General features: G+C 41.6%; 17 protein-coding genes and 2 pseudogenes. 3 read left to right on the top strand and 16 right to left on the bottom strand.

Features of this window, described 5'->3' with window-relative positions; all coding sequences use genetic code 11:
* Nucleotides 1-299: 299 nt before the first annotated feature.
* The 7 genes from EKN16_RS03725 to EKN16_RS03695 form a co-directional block, all read right to left on the bottom strand.
* A complete protein-coding gene (locus EKN16_RS03725; protein WP_125653764.1) occupies nucleotides 300-2,606 on the bottom strand; it encodes a helix-turn-helix domain-containing protein in 2,307 nt (768 codons plus the stop codon).
* A gap of 114 nt (nucleotides 2,607-2,720) precedes the next feature.
* Nucleotides 2,721-4,217 carry an extracellular solute-binding protein gene (locus tag EKN16_RS03720; protein WP_125653763.1) on the bottom strand — a complete coding sequence of 499 codons (1,497 nt, stop codon included), beginning with the start codon at nucleotides 4,215-4,217 and terminating at the stop codon, nucleotides 2,721-2,723.
* A 92-nt stretch (nucleotides 4,218-4,309) separates the two neighbouring features.
* Nucleotides 4,310-4,690: a Rieske (2Fe-2S) protein gene (locus EKN16_RS03715; protein WP_232016200.1), complete on the bottom strand. Its 381-nt coding sequence runs from the start codon at nucleotides 4,688-4,690 to the stop codon at nucleotides 4,310-4,312.
* 20 nt (nucleotides 4,691-4,710) lie between these two features.
* Nucleotides 4,711-5,586 carry a carbohydrate ABC transporter permease gene (locus EKN16_RS03710; protein WP_125653761.1) on the bottom strand — a complete coding sequence of 292 codons (876 nt, stop codon included), beginning with the start codon at nucleotides 5,584-5,586 and terminating at the stop codon, nucleotides 4,711-4,713.
* Nucleotides 5,586-6,503, bottom strand: a complete 918-nt coding sequence (locus tag EKN16_RS03705; protein WP_125653760.1) for an ABC transporter permease — start codon at nucleotides 6,501-6,503, stop codon at nucleotides 5,586-5,588. Before EKN16_RS03705 ends, EKN16_RS03710 begins: the two co-directional genes overlap by 1 nt.
* Nucleotides 6,500-7,615 carry an amidohydrolase family protein gene (locus EKN16_RS03700; RefSeq protein WP_125653759.1) on the bottom strand — a complete coding sequence of 372 codons (1,116 nt, stop codon included), beginning with the start codon at nucleotides 7,613-7,615 and terminating at the stop codon, nucleotides 6,500-6,502. The genes EKN16_RS03705 and EKN16_RS03700 overlap by 4 nt, the downstream gene beginning before the upstream one ends.
* A gap of 269 nt (nucleotides 7,616-7,884) precedes the next feature.
* Nucleotides 7,885-9,417: an MFS transporter gene (locus EKN16_RS03695; RefSeq protein ID WP_125653758.1), complete on the bottom strand. Its 1,533-nt coding sequence runs from the start codon at nucleotides 9,415-9,417 to the stop codon at nucleotides 7,885-7,887.
* A 387-nt stretch (nucleotides 9,418-9,804) separates the two neighbouring features.
* On the opposite strand from EKN16_RS03695, the gene EKN16_RS03690 reads away from it, so the two are divergent.
* Nucleotides 9,805-10,299, top strand: coding sequence for an Lrp/AsnC family transcriptional regulator (locus EKN16_RS03690; protein ID WP_125653757.1), 495 nt, complete (start codon nucleotides 9,805-9,807; stop codon nucleotides 10,297-10,299).
* A 93-nt stretch (nucleotides 10,300-10,392) separates the two neighbouring features.
* On the opposite strand, the gene EKN16_RS03685 is transcribed toward EKN16_RS03690, so the two are convergent.
* From EKN16_RS03685 to EKN16_RS03650, 8 genes are all read right to left on the bottom strand, one after another.
* On the bottom strand, nucleotides 10,393-11,181 hold the full coding sequence (locus EKN16_RS03685) for a GNAT family N-acetyltransferase (protein ID WP_125653756.1): 789 nt from the start codon (nucleotides 11,179-11,181) through the stop codon (nucleotides 10,393-10,395).
* Nucleotides 11,182-11,429: 248 nt separating this feature from the next.
* On the bottom strand, nucleotides 11,430-12,311 hold the full coding sequence (locus EKN16_RS03680) for an AraC family transcriptional regulator (RefSeq protein WP_125653755.1): 882 nt from the start codon (nucleotides 12,309-12,311) through the stop codon (nucleotides 11,430-11,432).
* Nucleotides 12,312-12,555: 244 nt separating this feature from the next.
* A complete protein-coding gene (locus EKN16_RS03675) occupies nucleotides 12,556-13,935 on the bottom strand; it encodes an ADP-ribosylglycohydrolase family protein (protein ID WP_125653754.1) in 1,380 nt (459 codons plus the stop codon).
* 140 nt (nucleotides 13,936-14,075) lie between these two features.
* Nucleotides 14,076-15,362 (bottom strand): ABC transporter substrate-binding protein, encoded by a 1,287-nt coding sequence (locus EKN16_RS03670; protein WP_125653753.1) that lies wholly within the window; start codon nucleotides 15,360-15,362, stop codon nucleotides 14,076-14,078.
* Nucleotides 15,363-15,437: 75 nt separating this feature from the next.
* Nucleotides 15,438-16,268, bottom strand: coding sequence for a carbohydrate ABC transporter permease (locus EKN16_RS03665; protein WP_125653752.1), 831 nt, complete (start codon nucleotides 16,266-16,268; stop codon nucleotides 15,438-15,440).
* Entirely contained in the window at nucleotides 16,268-17,143 is an 876-nt protein-coding gene (locus EKN16_RS03660; protein ID WP_232016199.1) for a carbohydrate ABC transporter permease, read from the bottom strand. The genes EKN16_RS03665 and EKN16_RS03660 overlap by 1 nt, the downstream gene beginning before the upstream one ends.
* A gap of 20 nt (nucleotides 17,144-17,163) precedes the next feature.
* Nucleotides 17,164-18,084, bottom strand: coding sequence for a ribokinase (rbsK, locus tag EKN16_RS03655; protein WP_125653751.1), 921 nt, complete (start codon nucleotides 18,082-18,084; stop codon nucleotides 17,164-17,166).
* A 207-nt stretch (nucleotides 18,085-18,291) separates the two neighbouring features.
* Nucleotides 18,292-18,513, bottom strand: coding sequence for a hypothetical protein (locus EKN16_RS03650; RefSeq protein WP_232016198.1), 222 nt, complete (start codon nucleotides 18,511-18,513; stop codon nucleotides 18,292-18,294).
* Between the two features lie 59 nt (nucleotides 18,514-18,572).
* Here EKN16_RS03650 and EKN16_RS03645 point away from each other — a divergent pair.
* Together EKN16_RS03645 and EKN16_RS33665 are read left to right on the top strand one after the other, a co-directional pair.
* Nucleotides 18,573-18,812: pseudogene (locus tag EKN16_RS03645) on the top strand (reverse transcriptase domain-containing protein); the annotation flags it as partial.
* Between the two features lie 179 nt (nucleotides 18,813-18,991).
* Nucleotides 18,992-19,305 (top strand): annotated as a pseudogene (locus tag EKN16_RS33665) (winged helix-turn-helix transcriptional regulator).
* A gap of 18 nt (nucleotides 19,306-19,323) precedes the next feature.
* Here the strand turns inward: EKN16_RS33665 and EKN16_RS03635 are convergent.
* On the bottom strand, nucleotides 19,324-19,986 hold the full coding sequence (locus EKN16_RS03635; RefSeq protein WP_125653750.1) for an NAD-dependent epimerase/dehydratase family protein: 663 nt from the start codon (nucleotides 19,984-19,986) through the stop codon (nucleotides 19,324-19,326).
* Nucleotides 19,987-20,030: the final 44 nt, after the last annotated feature.

The raw sequence follows: 20,030 nt of genomic DNA, 5'->3' as shown, positions 1-20,030 counted from the left end.
TGCTTTACATGGCGGACACTCAGTTCGTTATTTAGTAAAACACCCTTAGAATCGTCATTCTTGTGGACATAGGTTCCGTTATTTGTTGATTTTTCTTAGAAACGGCTCCTTTTGGTGCGAATAGCGGAATCTATGTCCGGCAACCTCTTTTGGTAGCTCAATTGTGCCAAATAGCGGACGTACGGTCCGCTAGCTCGGACTAAACGTTCTAACTATATGGCGTTCATATGCATGGTGTGTTACTTCGTGCAGTGTTCATATGCATGGTGTGTTACTTCGTGTGACGTTCATAAGGCTCTCTATTTAAATTGCTCTCGATACTGACTCGGAGTTACTTGTACAATTTTCTTGAAGTTACGATTGAAATTCGAGGCCGTGCTATAACGCAGTGTCTCTGCGATGTCGGAAATCTTCATATCTGTTTCCTTCAGCCACTTCTTGGACAATTCGATTCGATATTGCGATAAATACTCTGTGAAGTTGATCCCCGTATCCTTCTTGAAAACCCTGCTAATATAGCTAGGATGATAATTCAGACGGGCAGCAAAAAGCTCAATATTGAGATCCTTATCATAGCTCTCATGAATGGCTTCAATTATTTCTTTAGAGATATTAACCTCTTGCTTTCTTTGCCTATCCTCCATCCATTTGATCAAGGGCATCAGAACCTCTTGTTCAAACCATGCTTGAATTTTGTCAGGAGATTGCATTCTTAGCAAGATATCCGATGTAAAGACATCCTTCTGAAAAATATCTTGTACAGATGCTCCCGCGTCCTGCACCATCCCCGTCAAATTATTGAATAATCTACCTAAAAATATTTGATAGTCATAGTGGTTCACAGTGTTCTCGAAATAACGAGAAACCATTTGCTCCAGGCCCTCTTTCGCTTGTACGATATCCAATTGTCTGACAGCCTCTAGAATGCGGAACTCCATATCCTTAGGATAACGAAAGTGAACCTGCTTCTCTGGTTGAACCTCATCAATAAAGAGGATGGACTCCTGTCCCAATCGAATTCGATAGGCTAATGCATCTAAGCTTTCCTGATGCGCAGCAGGCGCATGGATGAAATGACTATAGCCTCGACTAATGCCAACACTGACCTTTAATTTCAGGTAATGCTTTACATTTCTCTGAATACTTTCCGCATTATTGAACACCAATACCTTAAGCGGTATGGCGACGTCAACGGGGGAGCCAACAAACAATAGCAGACACTGATTTTGAATGATCGGACTAAGCCTCATACCTGTAGGAATAATTTCCTCAACCATGTTATGAATGGCAAACAACAGCAAGTCAGTATCCTTTTCCGAATATTGCGTATCTTCTAATGTATCAATTTGCAGGGCAATCAAGCACCACTGATCCCAATCGACCGGATAACCATACTTTTCAAGATTGTCCTCCAGCTCATCCGCCTTAATATCTCCTAGAAGCAGCTTGATGACATAGAACACGCGTGCTTGCCTGTTTAAGCTCTCGATCTCATCGACCATTCTCGTTTGCGACTGTACCATCTGTTGAACCTGATCACCTATATACTGCAGCTCATTTCCCTTTAACATTATGGCATCGGGTTTGATGAACCTGTAAATTCGACGTATCGGTGAATACATTCGAAGGGAAACAATAATTGAGGTGATAACAACAAGTACAATAAGAATGCCAATCGCGATTATTGTATAGCCTCTTATGATTTTCGACTTTTCAGTAAGGCTTTCCAGTGGGGTTAGAGAAATGTAAGTCCATTGATTGTATAAGGACCGATTATAGATGACTGCATACTTCTTACCCTTAATCTCATAGCTAAAAAATCCCGCAAGCTCAGCCTGCTTCATAAGCTCCATATAATAAGTGCTATTCCGTACATTCGTTCCAATTTCAGCAGAATTCATATGAGAGAGGATGACCCCATCGGAATCTACAATCATAACGGTTCCCAGCTGCCCTTCCCCGGTTAAACGTTTACTGATCTCGTTCATGGGAACGTTAACCGTGATCAAACCATAGGGGTCGGAGGAATTCAGAGGAATATGCTTAATCAGCTTTAATACAAAGCCTAACTTCTCATCTTTAATTAACTTCCAATAGGAACGCTTCTGATCGTCTCGGTAGGCTGTAAGCTGCTGCTTCAATTGTCGAAGATATTCATCCTGCACATTATTCGATTTTCGAGCTTCCATCGGGTACACGGACCCACTCTCTACTAACCAGTTCTTACGAAAGCTGATCAGATGGACATCATTAATGCCCAGCTCGAATACTTGGATTTGTACCAGCTTATAAATCAAGCTCTTAAACGTCGTTAAATACTCATATTGGTAGGGAAGATCCAGCGCAGTTGACATGGAAACCGCGTTTGTCGTCACTGGCCCTCCGATCGTCTGGGTCGTGAGCGTATCGATTGTTCTCAGATGGGACTCCACCTGTTCCTTGTTCTGTTGCAGAATAAGTTGGTTTCCCGTAGTGACTTCTTCCTGAACAATCGCCGCAGATTTCGTGTACGACAAATAACCTAGCAGGAGCAGAGGCAGGATCCCGAGTATACAACTAATAAGCACAAGGCTTTTAAAGAAACTAGGTGTTTTGAATCGTTTCATGTAAGCCTCCTGAAATGATCTCGATACAAAATTCACGTTATTTTTAATTATCAACCCATAATTAAAGAAATACAAGGGGATTGCTCTTGTGGACGCAATCCCCTCTATTCGTTATTATTTCTGAGAATATAACTCTGCCAATTCCTTCGCTACCTGACTGCCTCCAATTTTCTTCCACTGCTCAATCGCAGCATCTAGACCCGCTTCATCGATTTTACCAAGAATAAACTGGATTGACGCGTCTTGAAGAATCGTTTTTAATTGTTCACCTTTTTCTATTTGCGTTGGAGCGATCAGCCCAATCGACGGATCCGAGATACTGACAGCTGCATGCTCTTCCATTCTTGATTTCAGCATCACATTCAATTCGGATTTCCCAGGTGGATACATTGCCGCATTGTTGACAATCAGGTTTTTCAAATCGTCAATATTGAATTTCTGGTCATCCGGCTTTTCTTCATTCTCAGTCACTAGCTTCGTAAATTTTTCTGTTGCTTCCGCACTATTCTGGTTATCGAAATAGCGCAAAACCTTTTTGAGCTCGTCCTCCGTTTTCACGCTGGTCTTTGGAATCATCGCTCCGCCGAAATGTCCTGCAGTAGCGAAAGCTTTACCTGCTATCGGATGTCCAGCGACCAGCTCAAAATGATTTTTGGTTTCTTCCATTTGGAGATAGTAGAAAGTAACGACCGCATCTAGCGGTTCAAGGCTGACACCGACCTTATTGTTGTACAAATCCTTTCTTGCTTCATTACGAACAACAACTGGGAAATTCGCATTGACCAGCCCTTCCGAATACAATTTTCTAACAAATTTCAGACCTTCTTTGTATTCTGCTGTCTCTATATCTTTAATGAATTTACCTTCCTCGACTTTCCAATTGTTCGGTGCCCCGAACCAAGAATAGATATCAGCAGGAACAACACCTTCGTATAACATCATACCGTAGGTATCATCTTTTCCATTACCGTCTGGATCTTTCTCCTTGAAGGCCTTCACCAAATTATAGAATTCATCAACTGTCGTTGGTAATTCCAAGCCTACCTTCTTCAACCAGTCCTTACGGATGACCAATCCATTTCTGACAAGCGGACGAGGACGAGGGATAACATACATTTTCCCATCGATTTTTAAATTATTTAACAATTGTTCATCATAGTTCGCAAGGTTAGGGAATTCTTTTAGGTAGGGGCTAATATCCCAGAACATCCCAGACTCAACACCATTAATGATCGAAGTGATAAATGGATTATCTACCATAATAACCTGCGGCATTTCCCCGGAAGACATCGTAACATTTAGTTTCTCCGCATAAACGTTCGAAGGAACATACGTCATATTCAAGTCTGCTTTAGATATCTCTTCAACCGACTTGATCACCGCACCATCGTCCGCTGGAGCCGTATCAGAGTGATAAATGTTCATCATGGAAACGTTCACAATTCCATCTGCAGCATCACCCTTCGACTCAACGGTAGTAGTGGACGGACTCGTAGAGCTGCTTCCGGAATCCTCTTTTTTCGCATTGCCGCATCCCGACAATACACCTGTAACCACCAGTATCGTACACAGCGTCAGACCCCACATTTTGTTACCTACAACTCTTTTCAAATCAATTCCTCCCTCATTCTATGTTCTATTTTATTTATTAAAAGATGCTGGCGCAACTGACGCCCCATCATTTAACCGCTGATTGTGTACCTTTAGAGCAGGAGATAGATATCCTCGTTATTCAATTCCAGCTCACCCTTTTCCAGGTTTTCATGCTCCAGATTACCGCGTCTTAGCTTCACCTCGGGATCCACCAGATGCTCCCCATTCGTCAGATCGAATTCCCATCCATGCCAAGGACATCGTAAAATTTCATTTTCACGGCCTAATTTATATTCGTAAACCTGTGAAGGCATCCGTGTACTCGTAATCGCTCCCTTGCACACAGGAGCACCGAAATGCGGGCATACATTTCTCCAAGCGACTAATTGTCCCTTTACCTCGAATAGCCCAAATTCAATGCCCTTTACAGTGACAAGCTTGCATTCCCCTTCATGAATCTCATCTCTTCTTGCTACCCAATGCTTCTCCACTCTCTTTTCCTCCCAATCGATCATCCCTTAACTGAGCCCAGGAGGACCCCTTTAGAGAAATGTTTTTGCAAGAACGGATAGACTAGCAATATCGGTAAGGTCGCTACCGTGATTACCGCCATCTTGATTGTATCCGCCGGAATAGATTGCTCTCCTGCTACCATTCCTTGCTCAACAAAGCCAGCTTGCGAAACCATTACGATTTGTCGCAGCAGCACCTGAATCGGCCATTTTGTTGAATCAGTAATGTAGAGAATGGCATGCATATAAGTGTTCCATTGGTATACAGCGTAGAACAATGTTAATGTGGCAAGCGCCGGCATGGATAAAGGGATGATGATGCGGAATAGCATCCGCAAATCGCCGCAGCCGTCCATTCTAGCTGACTCTTCAATCTCTTCCGGCAAACCCCTAAAGAAGCTGATTAGAATGATGAGATAGAAAGGTATCATCGCTCTCGGAACAAGGAGTGACCAGTAAGAGTTCAGCAGCCCCAATTCCTTAACAACCAAATAATCAGGGATGAGCCCACCATGGAAAATGATCGTAAAAACAATCATGAACATAATCAGCCTACGGAAATGTAATTTCCTTCTGGACAAGGAATAAGCCGTAAGTGAAGTTATAATCAAGCTGAGCACTGTCCCAGCAGCAGTGATGAAGATGGTAATGAATAGACTTTTCGGCAAAGCATTCGTTGTGAAAATATATTCGTACGCCTTCAGAGAAAACTCTGTCGGGAAAAGCATGAAATTTGACTCGTTGTAGGCGGAAGCAGATGCAAATGAGCTGGCGATAATATGGATAAATGGCACAATGGTCACGATAGAGAAGAGAACAAGCAACGTGATATTGATTCCATCAAACACTCTGCTTCCTATTGTTTTATCATTCATCAGTAGATGCCCTCCTCTCCGGATTTTTTGGCTGCCCAGTTAGCAATCATGACCAGAACCAATCCAACCAAGCCTTTGAATAGACCTACCGCAGTCGCATAGCTGAGTTGACCATTGACCAATCCAACGCGATACACGTAAGTATCGAACACTTCTCCGACTTCGCGGTTTAGCGAGTTGAGCAGCAGATAGACATGCTCAAAGCTCAAATCCAGAACATCACTGAGCCTTAATAGCAGCAAGATGATAATCGTACTCCGTATGCCTGGCAGCGTAATATGCCATATTTGTCGCAAACGATTAGCACCATCCATTCGTGCGGCTTCATATAATTCAGGACTAATGCTTGCCAGTGCAGCCAAGTAAATAACTGTACCCCAGCCGCTTTCTCTCCAGATCACCTGCAAAATGTACATAGGTCGGAATAAATCGCCATCCATCATGATGGAAAATTGATCAAAGCCCAGTGTCGTTAACAAGGATTGAAACATGCTATCTTGAGATTCGAAAATGACGAAGAACATCGAAACGACAACGACCCATGACATGAAATGAGGAATATAGATCAGCGTTTGAATCGTACGCTTAAACCACATATGTCTCAGTTCATTCAACATTAAGGCCAGAATAATCGGCGCAGGAAACCCAAATGCCAAATTGTATAAGCTCAGCATTAAGGTGTTCCCCAGAAGCTTGAAGAAATCTGGATCTTCAAACAGACGAGTAAAGTGCTTGGTTCCAACCCAATCGCTTCCTAGAAACCCCTTGAAAGGATGATAGTCTTGAAAAGCAATAACGACGCCGCCCATCGGTAAATATTTGAATAGCAGCAAGTAGATGAGACCCGGCACCAAGAGAATATAAATCCAGCGGTCTCTCTTCATATCCTTCAACATTCTTATCCCATTATTGATCATGGCTTACCCTCTAAATGCAGTTTCGGCTTAGTATGTAATCCATATAGTTTGGACGCGTTAGCCGCTTGTATCTTGCTCCGAATCTCTCTCGGGAAAGCAGTAAGCGCAAGCTTAGGATGATCAAAATCCCAGTGGGGATAATCGCTGGAGAACATCACTCTATCCTCACACCCACTCATTTGAATGATTTGCACGAGATGCTCCGGTCTTTCCGGCTCCTCAATCGGCTGTGTAGTCAAATAAATATGCTCTCGAATATATTCCGAGGGAAATTTCTTTAACCATGGTGTCGTATCTCGTAAAGCTCTATAGTTCTTATCCATCCTCCACATGAGATGAGGAAGCCAGGCAATACCGCCTTCGATACCTACAAATTTCAAGCTCGGGAATTTCTCGAACACCCCTTCACAAACTAAGCTATTGATGTGAGTCATATAGTTGGTAGGCAAAATATTGTGCCACTCCATATATCGAGAAGGATAACCAGAAGGAGTTGGCGCTCCGGCAATTCCTCTCCCCTCCGTACCGGGGTGAATAGCCATAGGTAAACCATTCCTCTCTGCTGCTTCATAGATGGGATGATAAAAGCGCTGTCCGAATGGTGTGCGAGCTCCGCTGCACATAATGACTTGGATGATATCCGGATGTTTACCCATGCGGTCAATTTCCATAGCTGCTGCTATCGGGTCTGCATGATTAATGACCATTGAGCCCTTGAACCGTGGACTTGCACTAAGCCACACATCCACCAAATAATCATTATAAGCAGCGACAACAGCATTCCCGTAGTCACAATCGGGATTGATTGACATTTCCAATACACTCGCACCAGTCAAGATAGCATAATCAATGCCGTAGCGATCCAGATGATCCTTAATCATATAAGTCGGATCACTTCCAGAGGCACCTCCGCTATCTGGTTCAGCATCCTTACGTATTACCCCTACAGTCGAATAATAGGGACTTCCCACTCCAGTTCCAGTTGCCAGCCATTGGCTATGCCAGGGCTTGGCGAGATAAGGAAGTAAATCCTCTGACCTCCTCATTCCATTATGGACATCCGTATCAATTAGATTTGGTTTATCAATATGGTTCGTTGCTTCTGTACTCATGATCTGCACCTCGCCTTAGTCTGATGATCATTGCTCTGGACTTCATACTATAAGCTCGTGGGCTTCCCATCTATAATCAATTTGTGACTAACGTCACCCCTTGATAGGACTGAGTTTTTCGCGGTATGCTAATCAAATTCAACACTAAACAAATCAATTCATGACACGGATTACCTTGGGATATCACCCATTCTTGGCGCACAGACAAAGAAGCCCCTCGCCAATTGTGGCGTGGAGCTCCTTTGTCTCTGCGCGATGGTCTTCACGCTCTACTTATGAAATAATGCTCTTTTGGTTCCGAAAATCATAAAACTGATTGCGGCCAAAACCCAGACGCCAATACCGCCATAGAGCATCACCAAGCCAAAGCCGTGCACAAGCGCTGCATGGACGACGGTTCCGGACGCATCCAGAGAGGACAGTTCTGGCAAACCCTGCTTGAGAGATGCAAAGTTTCCGGCGGCTATTTTTTCGGCCAAAGTCCGCAATTGCACTGAATCGAGACTCCCAAAAAGGGCACCATTCAAATAAGACAGGATGCCTTCCTGCAAGATGAATCCCATCACGGCGATGTTGATGGCTAGACTGATCAATCTGGCACTCATATCTATGCCGGAAGCCATGCCTGCACGGGTACTCGGAACCGAGCCGGTGGTCGTATTGGTCACAGGCGTGTTGGTTAAGCCTAGCCCGATACCAGCCAACAGGGAACCGGGGAGCATCGTCAACCAGCTAGCGTGATCGCCACCGCTACCATATTTCATCAAAATGAAGCCCAGGCCGATGATGAACAGACCCGATGGGATGACTACACGCGGCTGATAGCGGAGTGATAGGCGCTCTGCCAGAGGCGGAATCACCAGGGTGGGCAGCGCATAAGCCAAGAGAGACAGCCCGGCGGCTACGATGCCGTAACCAAGGCCGCTCTGGAAATAGATCGGCAGATAGATCATGAACGGCCAGAAACTGAAATTCATCCCGACGGAGCCAAAGAGCGCGCCAGAAAAATTACGTATCTTGAATACGGAAAAGTCGAACATCGGATGGGCGCTGAGTTTTTCTGCAAACAGAAAAACAATGAAACTTGTTGCCGACGCAACAAGGATGCCGATGGATGCCATGCTGGTAAAACCGAGTTCCGACCCTTGCGTGATGAAATATGCCAGGCCAAAAACCGTCAACGAAAGCGTGACGATGCCGATAATGTCCAGCTTTTTTGCCTGCGGATCGCTGGACTCCTCCACGCTGCCGAAGACAAGGATCAAAGTGAGGATGGTCAGCGGGACGTGAACCAGGAAAACCCAATGCCAGTTCAACACGGCCACGATCATGCCGCCGATGATGGGTCCAAAACCGAGGCCGATACCGAACACGATCCCCCATACGCCAAAGGCTTTACTGCGTTCTTGTCCTTCCTGAAACCGATGCGAAAGAATTGCTATCTGGCAAATCTGCATCGCACCAGCACCCACGCCTTGAAGAAACCGGCTGACGATCAGAACCGACGCGCTTTGTGCCAAGCCACAAATCAAGGATGTAATGCCGAACAAGACGAGGCTGATAATAAAAATACGCCTCCTTCCATACCGGTCAGCCAGCGTTCCAACAGCCATCAGAACTGTCGCACAGGCAATGGTATAGGCGTTCATAATCCATTGCATATCCTTGAGATTTCCATGCAATACCTTTTCCAGGGTTGGCAGTATCACAGGCACACTTGAAATTTCGAGACCAAACATCAGTGCGGACAAACATACAGCGGCCAATGCGAATATTTTTTTGCGAGAGTGAGAGAGGCTCATTGAGAGTTCCCTCCAGTCTTAGATTTGGTAATTGGGCAGCACCATAGCGGTCGGCGAGCCGTACCATTGCACCGCCTACGCATATTCGAAGCCGAGCTTGCGCTGCCTACCATGCCAGCTCCAACTGACTGAACACCGTAACATCAAGTGCCCGGCCGGGAGCAAGCCTGAAACCAGCTTCTGTACCTACCTTATTTAACTCATATTTGCTCAAAAGCAGCCATCCTCTCTAACTTTTCATATGTGGATAACCTTATTGGTGTGAGTCTTATTATATAATTTAAACCATTCATTTTACATATCACAATCAATCAATTATGATGTTTATACAATGTAATATAAGTTATTTCATTTGAAATACCTTAAATTTAAAGGAGGATATACAAAGTGGATCATGTAGACAAACAAATTCTCTTCTATCTACAAAATCAAGCGAGGATTTCAATGACAGAGCTGGGGAAAAGCGTGGGTTTGTCCCAACCTGCTGTAACGGAACGAGTTAGAAGAATGGAAGAAAAAGGAATTATCGAGGAATATCGCACCATCATCTCTCCCGAAAAAATTGGAAAGCATACGGCAGCCTATATGTTGTTTCAGACTAGAGACTGCCTTGCATTTCTTGATTTTGTCCATTCATCTCCCCAGGTTGCCGAGTGCCATCGAATAAGCGGAGAACACAGTTATTTATTAAAAGTACTGACCGACTCCACACGCGCCCTCGAAGAGTTTGGCAATCAGTGCGATAAGTACGGAACCTATACGATCTTGATTGTCATGTCTTCACCGATCGATCATAGATTTCTTATTCATTCTCTCGAAGAAGCATATGAAGCTGACTATTGCCAAGCAGAAGATCGCGCAGACAGAGCTTACCGACTGTAAGAACGTATATTCGAGGCAAAAGAACCGTAAGGGGATGTCGGTTTTATTAAAAAGCCAGCGGAAAACCGCTGGCTTATTGAAAATTATCATATATTATGTTGCTTCTTGAAGAAGTTTCAAAAGCTCTCGTTTCGTAATAGGATGGTATGTGAGAAGCTTACCGTTATAAATTACATTAAAAGTGCCGTAGGCTGATGGTGAGCCTTGAGCGTCCTTGCAATTATTAATTTCAATCACATTTACGTCAATACCTAACTCTTTGGCAGTTTCAGAGATTGTCTGAACAGCACTGTCATTGTAAGGGCATTGGTCTGACCTTAATATGGTAATTCCCGATTTGTACTGTTCTGCTCTTTCTACCCAATTATTGGGGAATCGAGGCGATGGACAATCTACAAATTTTCTTACTATTAGTTCAAAAGCAGGTGGAGCTTCGTCTTCAACTTTAAACCCTTTGTTAGTAAAAAATGATGGATCCGCAAGCCAGGTTCCCTTGCTTGTAACCATTGCTATTCCTGATTTTTTTTGATCAACAGCCTCCTTGATACATTCCTCTAACAACCTCGAACCATATCCCTTACCTTTTCCTTGACCGACAATCCAAAGGCAATGAATGATTATAAAGTTCTCTGCTTCCACAGTTCTCCATGTGTATTCACTCGGAACATATTCAATAAAGCCTTTGGGATGGTCTCCATCTTGAATTACTTTTAGTTTTAGCCCTTCTGAGAAACGCTCTTTAAGCCAGTGAAGCTTTTGTTGATAACCAACAGTTTTCGGCTTACTTCTCATGCAAAAAAATCCTGTTTCTTCAACATTGTCGGCATTTACATCGATAATTTCAATCATTTCATCACCACCACTATTTACTTTTTCGATCAATAGTAATATTCTACCATCTATGTTTGAAAAGACATGGATGCCGCTTTGATACCGTTGCCGAAATCAGTAACAATGTTGCTACTGACTGACCGTCACCAGCAGGACAACTTACGTCATCAATTGGCGGACATTATGCGTTGGATGTAACAGTTAAGTAGAACAAGTTTTTCAATACAATCAAATTGAAAAAGAAAACCGAATTAAAACCAACCCACCCGAGCAAAATGCCCGGTGTGTGGTGATTACATCTAGATTTCGAAGCTACAATTGTCACGAGAAGACGGCAGCTTTATTTTTAATGCTTCATTTTTGTAACTTCCCGGAGACATCCCAACAATTTTTTGGAATGCATGATAAAAAGGATTGTGACTTTGAAACCCACTTTGGTAGCAAACTTCAACAATTGACAAATCTGTATTCAGCAATAGTTTTCTTGCCTCATTCACTCGTAAATGTAGTAGATATTCCTTAAACCCTTCACCCATTACCTCTTGGAACAAATGGCGGGTACGTGAAACACTAAGCCCCAGTTTCTCAGCAAGAACAGAAAGTTCCAAAGGCTCTCTAAAATTTTCATGAAGATATGTCAATATAGGGCCTAGCTTGTAATATAACGAGAACACTTTCTTATTTTCTCCAATAGAGATCTGATTTTCGAAATGTCGGGATAATAGCACACAAATTTGATAAATGTAACTGCGAAGCATACCATGGTACGCTGTTTTTTTCTTTTTTATTTCTTCGGTCAATGAAACAATTATCTGCCCTATTTTTCGAGCTACTTCTAACTCACCAGAAACTTGATTATTAAATTTTCTTGGGCTATAGAAAAATGGAATCAATAATTCCTCTTCAACTTCAATTACTTCCTTATTAAAAAAAACAAACAAGTACTGACTAGGATCCTCCGGATCAGATTGTGCAATATGGCGTTCCATATTGTTAACAATAAACACATCCCCAGGCTTGACGCGAAATTTTTTATCTCCAAAGTAAAACCAACCAGTTCCTGAAAGACAATAACCTATTTCTAATGAAGTATGCCAATGGAAAGTTTCAAGCAATGAACTTGGAGTCCATTTAATAACACCTACAGGAATACCTTCTTCCAACTCGTTAAAAACTTCCATACTGATTCCCCCTTCATCCTCCGTATGTGAAGTTATTATAATTTAAATGCAGTTGAATAAATAGTTAAAGATTGTCTAACGGATTGTAAATCCTAAGCGACATTATGTTACATGTAGCGGAATAATGCTCCTGATGAGAGTGTAAAAGAAAACAACCAACCGTGCCCATTCGCGGACAATTATGTTGGTTGTATATTTGGAATTTTTTAAAACAATTGTTATGAACCTCTATCGTTTGTTACATTCATTGTGTATATAATTCACTCGGGATGATTTGTTGCAGATTCATTTGAAGTATTTCAGGAAGACGTCCCATTCTTTTTGCTAATTGAGAGATTGAACTTTCATTAAATAACGCTATCCCAGTGCGTATATTATCCTTAAAGGGGGCAGTCCAGTGACTGTCTAAATGCCCTGGCCCAAAATAGACACCTAAGAGTGAACCAGCCGTAGCACCAAAACTGTCGGTATCATTGCCTTGACAAACCTGTTTACAAATGCCATCACCGACAGATTCAGCAAATAGAAAGGAATTCATTAACGTTCCGATCTCCTGGTAGATCAAACAGTGACAATATTTATAGTATTTAATATTGATCTCTCTATAGGCTTCCATCCAGTCCTGTGAACTGATAATCGTATCAAAACAATCCTTAGCAACTTCATAAAAACGACTCCGCTTGGGAACATACATCAGAGCTGTTCGAATTATTTCTTTACGATCATCTAGAACATGCGCTAGAGCAATTGCGGCAGCAATGAACATTGTAGCATAGATACCTGTTCTTCTATGTGTAAAACTTGCGTCTCTCCAAGCCAATTCGGCAGCCAACGACGGGTTGCCGGGGCATGCATAACCATATGCATCCGCTCTAATGGCAGCACCACAATATTCAGTTTGAATGGTCAGAAAATCTGCCCAACTATCTATCTCCTCTAACGATAAATCCGATTTATCATGTTCCAAATAACTGTAACCTGACTTCAACAGGATATTTCTTTCTGGACCCCATGTATTAATAATCGGAAGATGAGTCAACCATAAATCTCTTACATTTTTCTTGGTGAAGTCCGTACCGAACTGTTCAAGAACGAGCATCCCCAAGATGGTATAATTCACATCATCATCTGGCACGACTCCACGGATGCGACTGCGTTCAGTTTCGTGCCAGGACCAATGCCTCCGTCCTAGTGCATCCAGCATACGCTCAGAAATGTAATCTTGCAACGGCCATTCACCGGCTTTTGTCAGTGCATCTTGAATTTCACTCAGTGAAGGATTGACTTCCAAAGGTTTACCAAGCATTGACCCGCATAATGAGGCTACGAAACCCGTCTCTATCTTGGCTGCGCTCGCTCGTAAATCGATTGGAGAAATTATTCCGATAGGCCGTGATTGATCGCATTCCATCCAGATGTCTTCCAGCCTATTGGGCTCGTGGTACGGCCAATCTTGGCGAAACAGCAGATTGTTTAATTGGTTAGCAAACTCAATCATGGCATCATAGCTATCGGGCAGCTTCTCAACGACTTCGTTATAGTATCGGGTATCATGTCCTTGTTCGTATTTATTTTGAAGTAATTGTCTTAGTTGATTACGAAGAAAAGAATACGATGGAAACATGCAATTACCTCATTTCTGCGATTCTTATTTATGAAACTCTATCCGATAATTCCGTAATAAAGGGACTGGCGCAGGTTTAGAACCTTTCGAACAGTCCCTTTCTATTCCATTCTCTATGAGGCTAAATTACCAACTTTACTTTACTTTACAGCACCCAACTTCATCCATACTTGTTGAATTTGATCGATAGCCTGGTCCCGATTAATTTGACCGCCAATATACGCTTGTATAATTTCTCCAAACTTCTGATGAAAGCTGTTCAAGGAGTATGCAATCGCTTCATCTGCCGGTTTTTCCGTTTTCAGAATTTCTTGCATGTCATTAACCATCTGAACGTTCGGATATTTACCATCCGTAATCGGAGGAATTGCTTTCGCAAAATCGGAAAACCAGTTCTGTCCATAGTCTGAAGTATAAAGCCAGTTGACGAAATCTTTTGCCTCTTGTAGAACTTTAGAAGATTTATTTATCCTTAAGACTGCACCCGAACCCAAAATAATTTGAGAGTTATTTGCATCATTACTTACGGGGTAACCCATTATGCCAATATTTATTTTTGGATTGATTTTAGTAACAGCATCCTCAGCCCATCCACCTTGACCTGTCATGATAGCTGCCTTACCCGTCGCAAACTCAGCTGTCTGTGCGGAGAAATCCTTTTCCAAAACTTTAGGAGTTCCCTCTTTTACTGTTAAATCAATAAAATCAAAATAACTTAATAAAAGAGGATGATCTTTAAACGTAGTATTACCTGCAATAAAGTCATTAACTAGTTTCTCAGGATTAGCCGAAGCGGCGTCTACAAAATGTTGAAAAATATGTTTTTGTACCCACCATTCCTTATATGCACTTGTAAATGGGGTGATTCCCTTTGCTTTTAGTTTGTTAATTGCATCTTGCAATTCGGATGTGGTCTTAGGAAAACTAGTAATCCCAGCAGCCTTAAACAAATCCTTATTATAAATCAGCGCAAATAGGTTGGAAGCAATTGGAGCCCCTAATATTTTCCCCTCATAAGATACATTAGCTTTCACTGATTCACTCATTGCATTAGCAAGGGGTTCACCAGAGAGATCTGCACTATACTGGGCATACTGTTTAATTTCAGCACCAGGTGTTGTCATGAATATATCTGGCAAATCACCAGAAGCAATTTTAGTTGTTAATATCGTTGGATAATCTGATTGAATGACTTGAAGTTCTATCGTTACATTCGGTTTAACTTTTTTATATTCTTCAACAAATTTATTATATCCATCTGTAAACTCGGGAGAATTCAGAAAAAGCCTTAAAGTAATGGGTTTCTCTGAATTTGTATCATTACTCTTTGTCGAACTATTTGTGTTAGAATCTGATGAATGTGATTGACAACCAACCAAAATTAAAATAAGTGCAACCAAAAGAATAGCTAAATTTTTCCGGACCATTGTAATCCCCCTAGATTAATTGTAGGTTCTTCGCACGCATTTATTTAGGTGCAATTGATCATTTCAATTAGACGTCTATCCTTTAATGGCTCCGTCAGTAACACCTCGAACAATATACTTTTGCAAAGCGATAAAGAAAATGATTGCTGGCAGAACGGTCATTACTACTGCAGTCAATGTGTATTGCCAATCTGTTGTGTATTGTCCAACAAACGAATATGCTGCTAGACTCAACGTTTTTGTCGAATTTGATCCATTGATCATAAGCAAAGGCAACAAAAAGTCATTCCATATCCACATGAAATTAATGATTATTATCGTGGTGGTTACCGGTTTAAGCAGCGGAAAAATTATTCTTACAAAAGAAGTAAAACTCGAAGCTCCATCCATGAGTGAACTTTCATCGATTTCCCTTGGGATACCCTTTACAAAGCTGTGATAAATAAAGATAGCCATCGGTGCACCGAATCCCCAATATTGTATTCCCAGTCCTATTACGCTATTAGTTAAGTGCAAGGTCTTAGCTAACTTCAAAACTGTTATCATAATTGATTGAAAGGGAATCAACATCGGGGTGATGCAGAAAATAAAGATATACCAACTGTATTTCGTATCCGTTCTTGAGAGCTTGTATGCGGCTATTGCTCCAATAAATACAATTCCTAGAACACCTACTGAAGTCACGATTATGTTATTCAAAAATAACCTGGCATAATCGATGTATTTCCAGACATAAACGTAGTTATGAATTGAAAAAAACTTCGGTAGTGTCACAGCATTATTCATGACTTCCGTAGATGTTTTAATGGAGTTAATAATAACCAATAATATCGGATAGATATAAACCAGTCCGAGGAAGCCCATGATCACCTCAAATGTAATCATTCTTTTTCGAGGTAATTTCATTAAGATTCGATCTCCCTACTTTTAAAGAATTTTAATTGCACTACTGTAATGATTAAAATCGCAAGGAAAAGTATGATGGACTTGGCAGTACCATAACCATAGTTGTTATTCTGAAAAGCCTCTCTGTAAATATCCATCGTCACGCTATATGTGGACCCTCCCGGTCCTCCTTGGGTTAATGAAAGGATGACATCGAACACTTTTATGGAATTTATCAATGCATAAAATGTACAGGTAGTAATGGCTGGTGCTAATAAGGGCAATGTAACTCTAAATAAGGACTGAGTATAACTTGCGCCGTCAATCGTAGATGCTTCTAACAAATCTTTAGGAACTCCCTGTAACCCTGCGATATAAAGAACGATATAGAATCCTATTGATTGCCAAATCGATACAATTACAATCGATATAAAGGCCAGATTCGGTTCGCCAAGCCAACTCCATTCAAAAACTTCCAATTGAGTGAAATTGTGCAACGATTGAAATCCACCAGAGAATATAAATTTCCAAATAAATCCAACTACAATTAAACTAAAAACATAGGGAATGAAAAAGACAACCCTCAATGATTTAGAGAATTTTAAATTTTTATCCAGAATAATGGCAATAGCTAGTGAAAAGAGATTGACGAGTAGAATGTACAAAACGCTATATTTGACTGTAAAGATAGATGAATTTTTGAAATCAAGATCCCCTTTAAAGATAGAAATAAAGTTATGGAGACCAATGAATTTCGGTGATCCTGCTATACCATTCCAATCCGTTAACGAATAAAGGGAACTCATGATAAACGGAATATAGATCGCGACGGTAATGGCAATTATTGCAGGTGAAACGAATAACAGAAAATCCAACTTTCCCTTTTTGTTCGTCAAGTAGATCCCTTCTTTGGTTGTTATCTATTATTCAAAAACCTTATAATCTCTTCTCTCACTGGAATATCTTCTTGAGCCCTAAACCGAGTGACTTTGATAGCGGCAGCTGCTGAAGCAAATCTTAATGATTCTAATGCTAGGTCAGTAGCTCCTTTATTTTGAGCAGCTACCAATGCACCTATAAACGTATCACCTGCTGCGGTTGAATCAACTGCTTCAACTATATAAGCTGGAATATGTTCTGTTTTCCATCCATTAGAGAACAACACCCCCTTACTTCCTAATGTCAGTACAACATTTTTAACTCCTAAACCAATGATTTTGAATAACGCTTCATTGTATTCATTGTCATTCGTTGCCGAAATGCCGCTTATTATTTTCAATTCTGTATCGTTCAAAATCATTACATCAATTAAGGGAAAAACCTCGGAAGGCAGATCAATAGCTGGCGCCGGATTAAAAAATACCCTTATTCCTCTTTTGCATGCTTCCTCCATCACATAGCGCGTTGTTTCCCACGGGATCTCATTTTGCAGCAAGACGGCATCGAATGAATTCTGTTGTTGCTTTAGTAATCCATTAACTTCTCCAGGAGAAAGTAACGCATTGGCTCCTTCGGATAGGACAATATAATTCTCACCATTTTCATCAATGGTTATATGTGCGATACCTGACGGCCCATTTTTCTGAATAATTAAAGGATGATGAATCCCCGAACTCCCCAATAAACGTATAAGTTCATCTGAATAGCTATCACAACCGACAGCTCCAATAAAAGTAACTTTGGAGCCTGCACGCGCTGCAGCTACAGCCTGGTTGGCTCCTTTTCCTCCTGCACAATAACCCGTTGTAGTACCTTTAACTGTCTCACCAGGAAGCGGAAATCGTCGAACGCGATTAATAACATCCATATTAATGCTTCCTACTACAAGTGTGTTCATGGCATCCCCCTAATTCATATGAATGTTTAATTCTTTAAAATTCAGCAAAACCTAACTGATGGATTTTCTTTTTCAAACCATGTAAAGCGTTTACTTTATTTTCTTCGTTAGCCCTTTCTAAATTAACTATAATCTCGGGAAGTGAATTTTTCTTCCCAAAAAGATGGTCCTAATTCACAAAAAGGGCTATTATTCAAACTCTTATACCTAAATACTAGAGTATAGGACAGCAGATCGAAGTAGTTCAGGTAGATGTTTGCCAGTAACGGCGTTAATGTTGTCGAAGTAACCTTGGATGTCGACGTCGATCACCCAATTGCCTTTGCGGTTGCATCCTCGAACGGGCTGAGGGCGATAGCTTTTCTTCAACAGTTGTTCTTGGCATTGTGCGACGAATCGGTCTTCGCCCATCTTCGCAATGTCTGCCATCGTTTCACCGTCGACGCCTGCCGCCCCTTAATTTGCCCGCACTTTTCGCCGAACTATACGCAAAGAGACGAACCAGGCTCAAAGAAGGATACATCGTTCGCTACGCGGACGACTTCAAAGTCTTTTGTCGAGATTGGAAGACTGCCAAAAAATGGTATCACGCCGTTAGATCATATCTGAAAGACCGTCTAAAACTAGATATTTCACCGGAAAAATCGCAAATCGTCAACCTGCGAAAACGGGAATCCGAATTTCTTGGATTCACCACCCGAGCGAACAAAAAGGGTAGCAAGAGTATATTTATGCACCTGATTTGTATTGCATCTCATGACCGTAAGAATCGAATTTCTCAAACATAATAAAGAAAAAACCTCTAAAAGAGGGTAGTAAATATGATAGTGGTGGAGAATAGGGGGCTCGAACCCCTGGGGCACGAATTCAGTAGTTTCGATCCCAAAAGCAGCAACAAAAAGTGCCTATGGGAGGGTTTAATAGTATGAAAAAATATAATATTCCGGTTGAAGCAGCGTTAGGGGTTATTGGAGGGAAATGGAAGGTGGTTATCCTTTGTTTTCTGACTAAGGGGGATGGAATTCTCAGGACGGGTAAGCTAAGACGTTTAATACCGGCATTACCCAAAAAATGCTTACTCAACAATTAAGAGAGCTGGAAGAAGATGGCGTGATCCTCAGAGAAACCTTTGATCAGCACCCTCTCAAGGTAGAATATTCTTTAACGGAGTATGGCCGCTCACTTACGCATATCCTGGATGTGCTATTGCACTTGGGGTGAGCGACACATTGAGAATAATTACGATTTAGCCAATTTAATGATATCCTTACTCTCGAGAATAGATTGGTCATACCCTTTAGTAACGGTATGAATCATTGCAATACCAAGCTCCTTTAAAGACACTGTAACGTTTGGAAATAGTCTTCTTAGAATAGGAAATAGCCACATAAATGCATAATAAGATTTATGCGTATTTTTTAATCCCTTTATTGGATTGATGTAGGCAGGGCGAAACATGTATGCTTTTTTGAAAGGCAGCTGCATGAGGTGATTTTCTGTCTTGCCCTTCACTCTTGCCCACATCCTTTTTCCTAGCTCTGTACTATCCGTCCCCATTCCGGAAACATAGCAGAACACCATATCTGGGTTCAAGCCTGCGAGCATTTCTGCCATATGCACAGTAAGATCAAACGATAATCGTGAGTACTCCTCCTCCTTCAAACCAACAGAGCTTACACCCAAGCAAAAGTAGCATGCATTATAGTTGCTTAATTGAGACTTGATTGCAGATATATCAAAAAAATCTTTGTGGATGATTTCAGTTAATTTGGGATGTGAAACGCCGCATGGTTTGCGGTTAATCACTAAAACGTGTTCCACATCAGGATGCTGCAGGCATTCATGTAATACTCCCTCGCCTACCATCCCCGTAACACCTGTAATTATCGCTCTTATTTTCATAATAAATCCCCCTTTTTTCTAATAAAATGATATGAGATACTATT

It is taken from the genome of Paenibacillus baekrokdamisoli, assembly GCF_003945345.1.
GTDB classification, from domain to species: Bacteria; Bacillota; Bacilli; order Paenibacillales; family Paenibacillaceae; genus Paenibacillus_Z; species Paenibacillus_Z baekrokdamisoli.
This window is presented reverse-complemented; position numbering and strand designations above follow the sequence as displayed.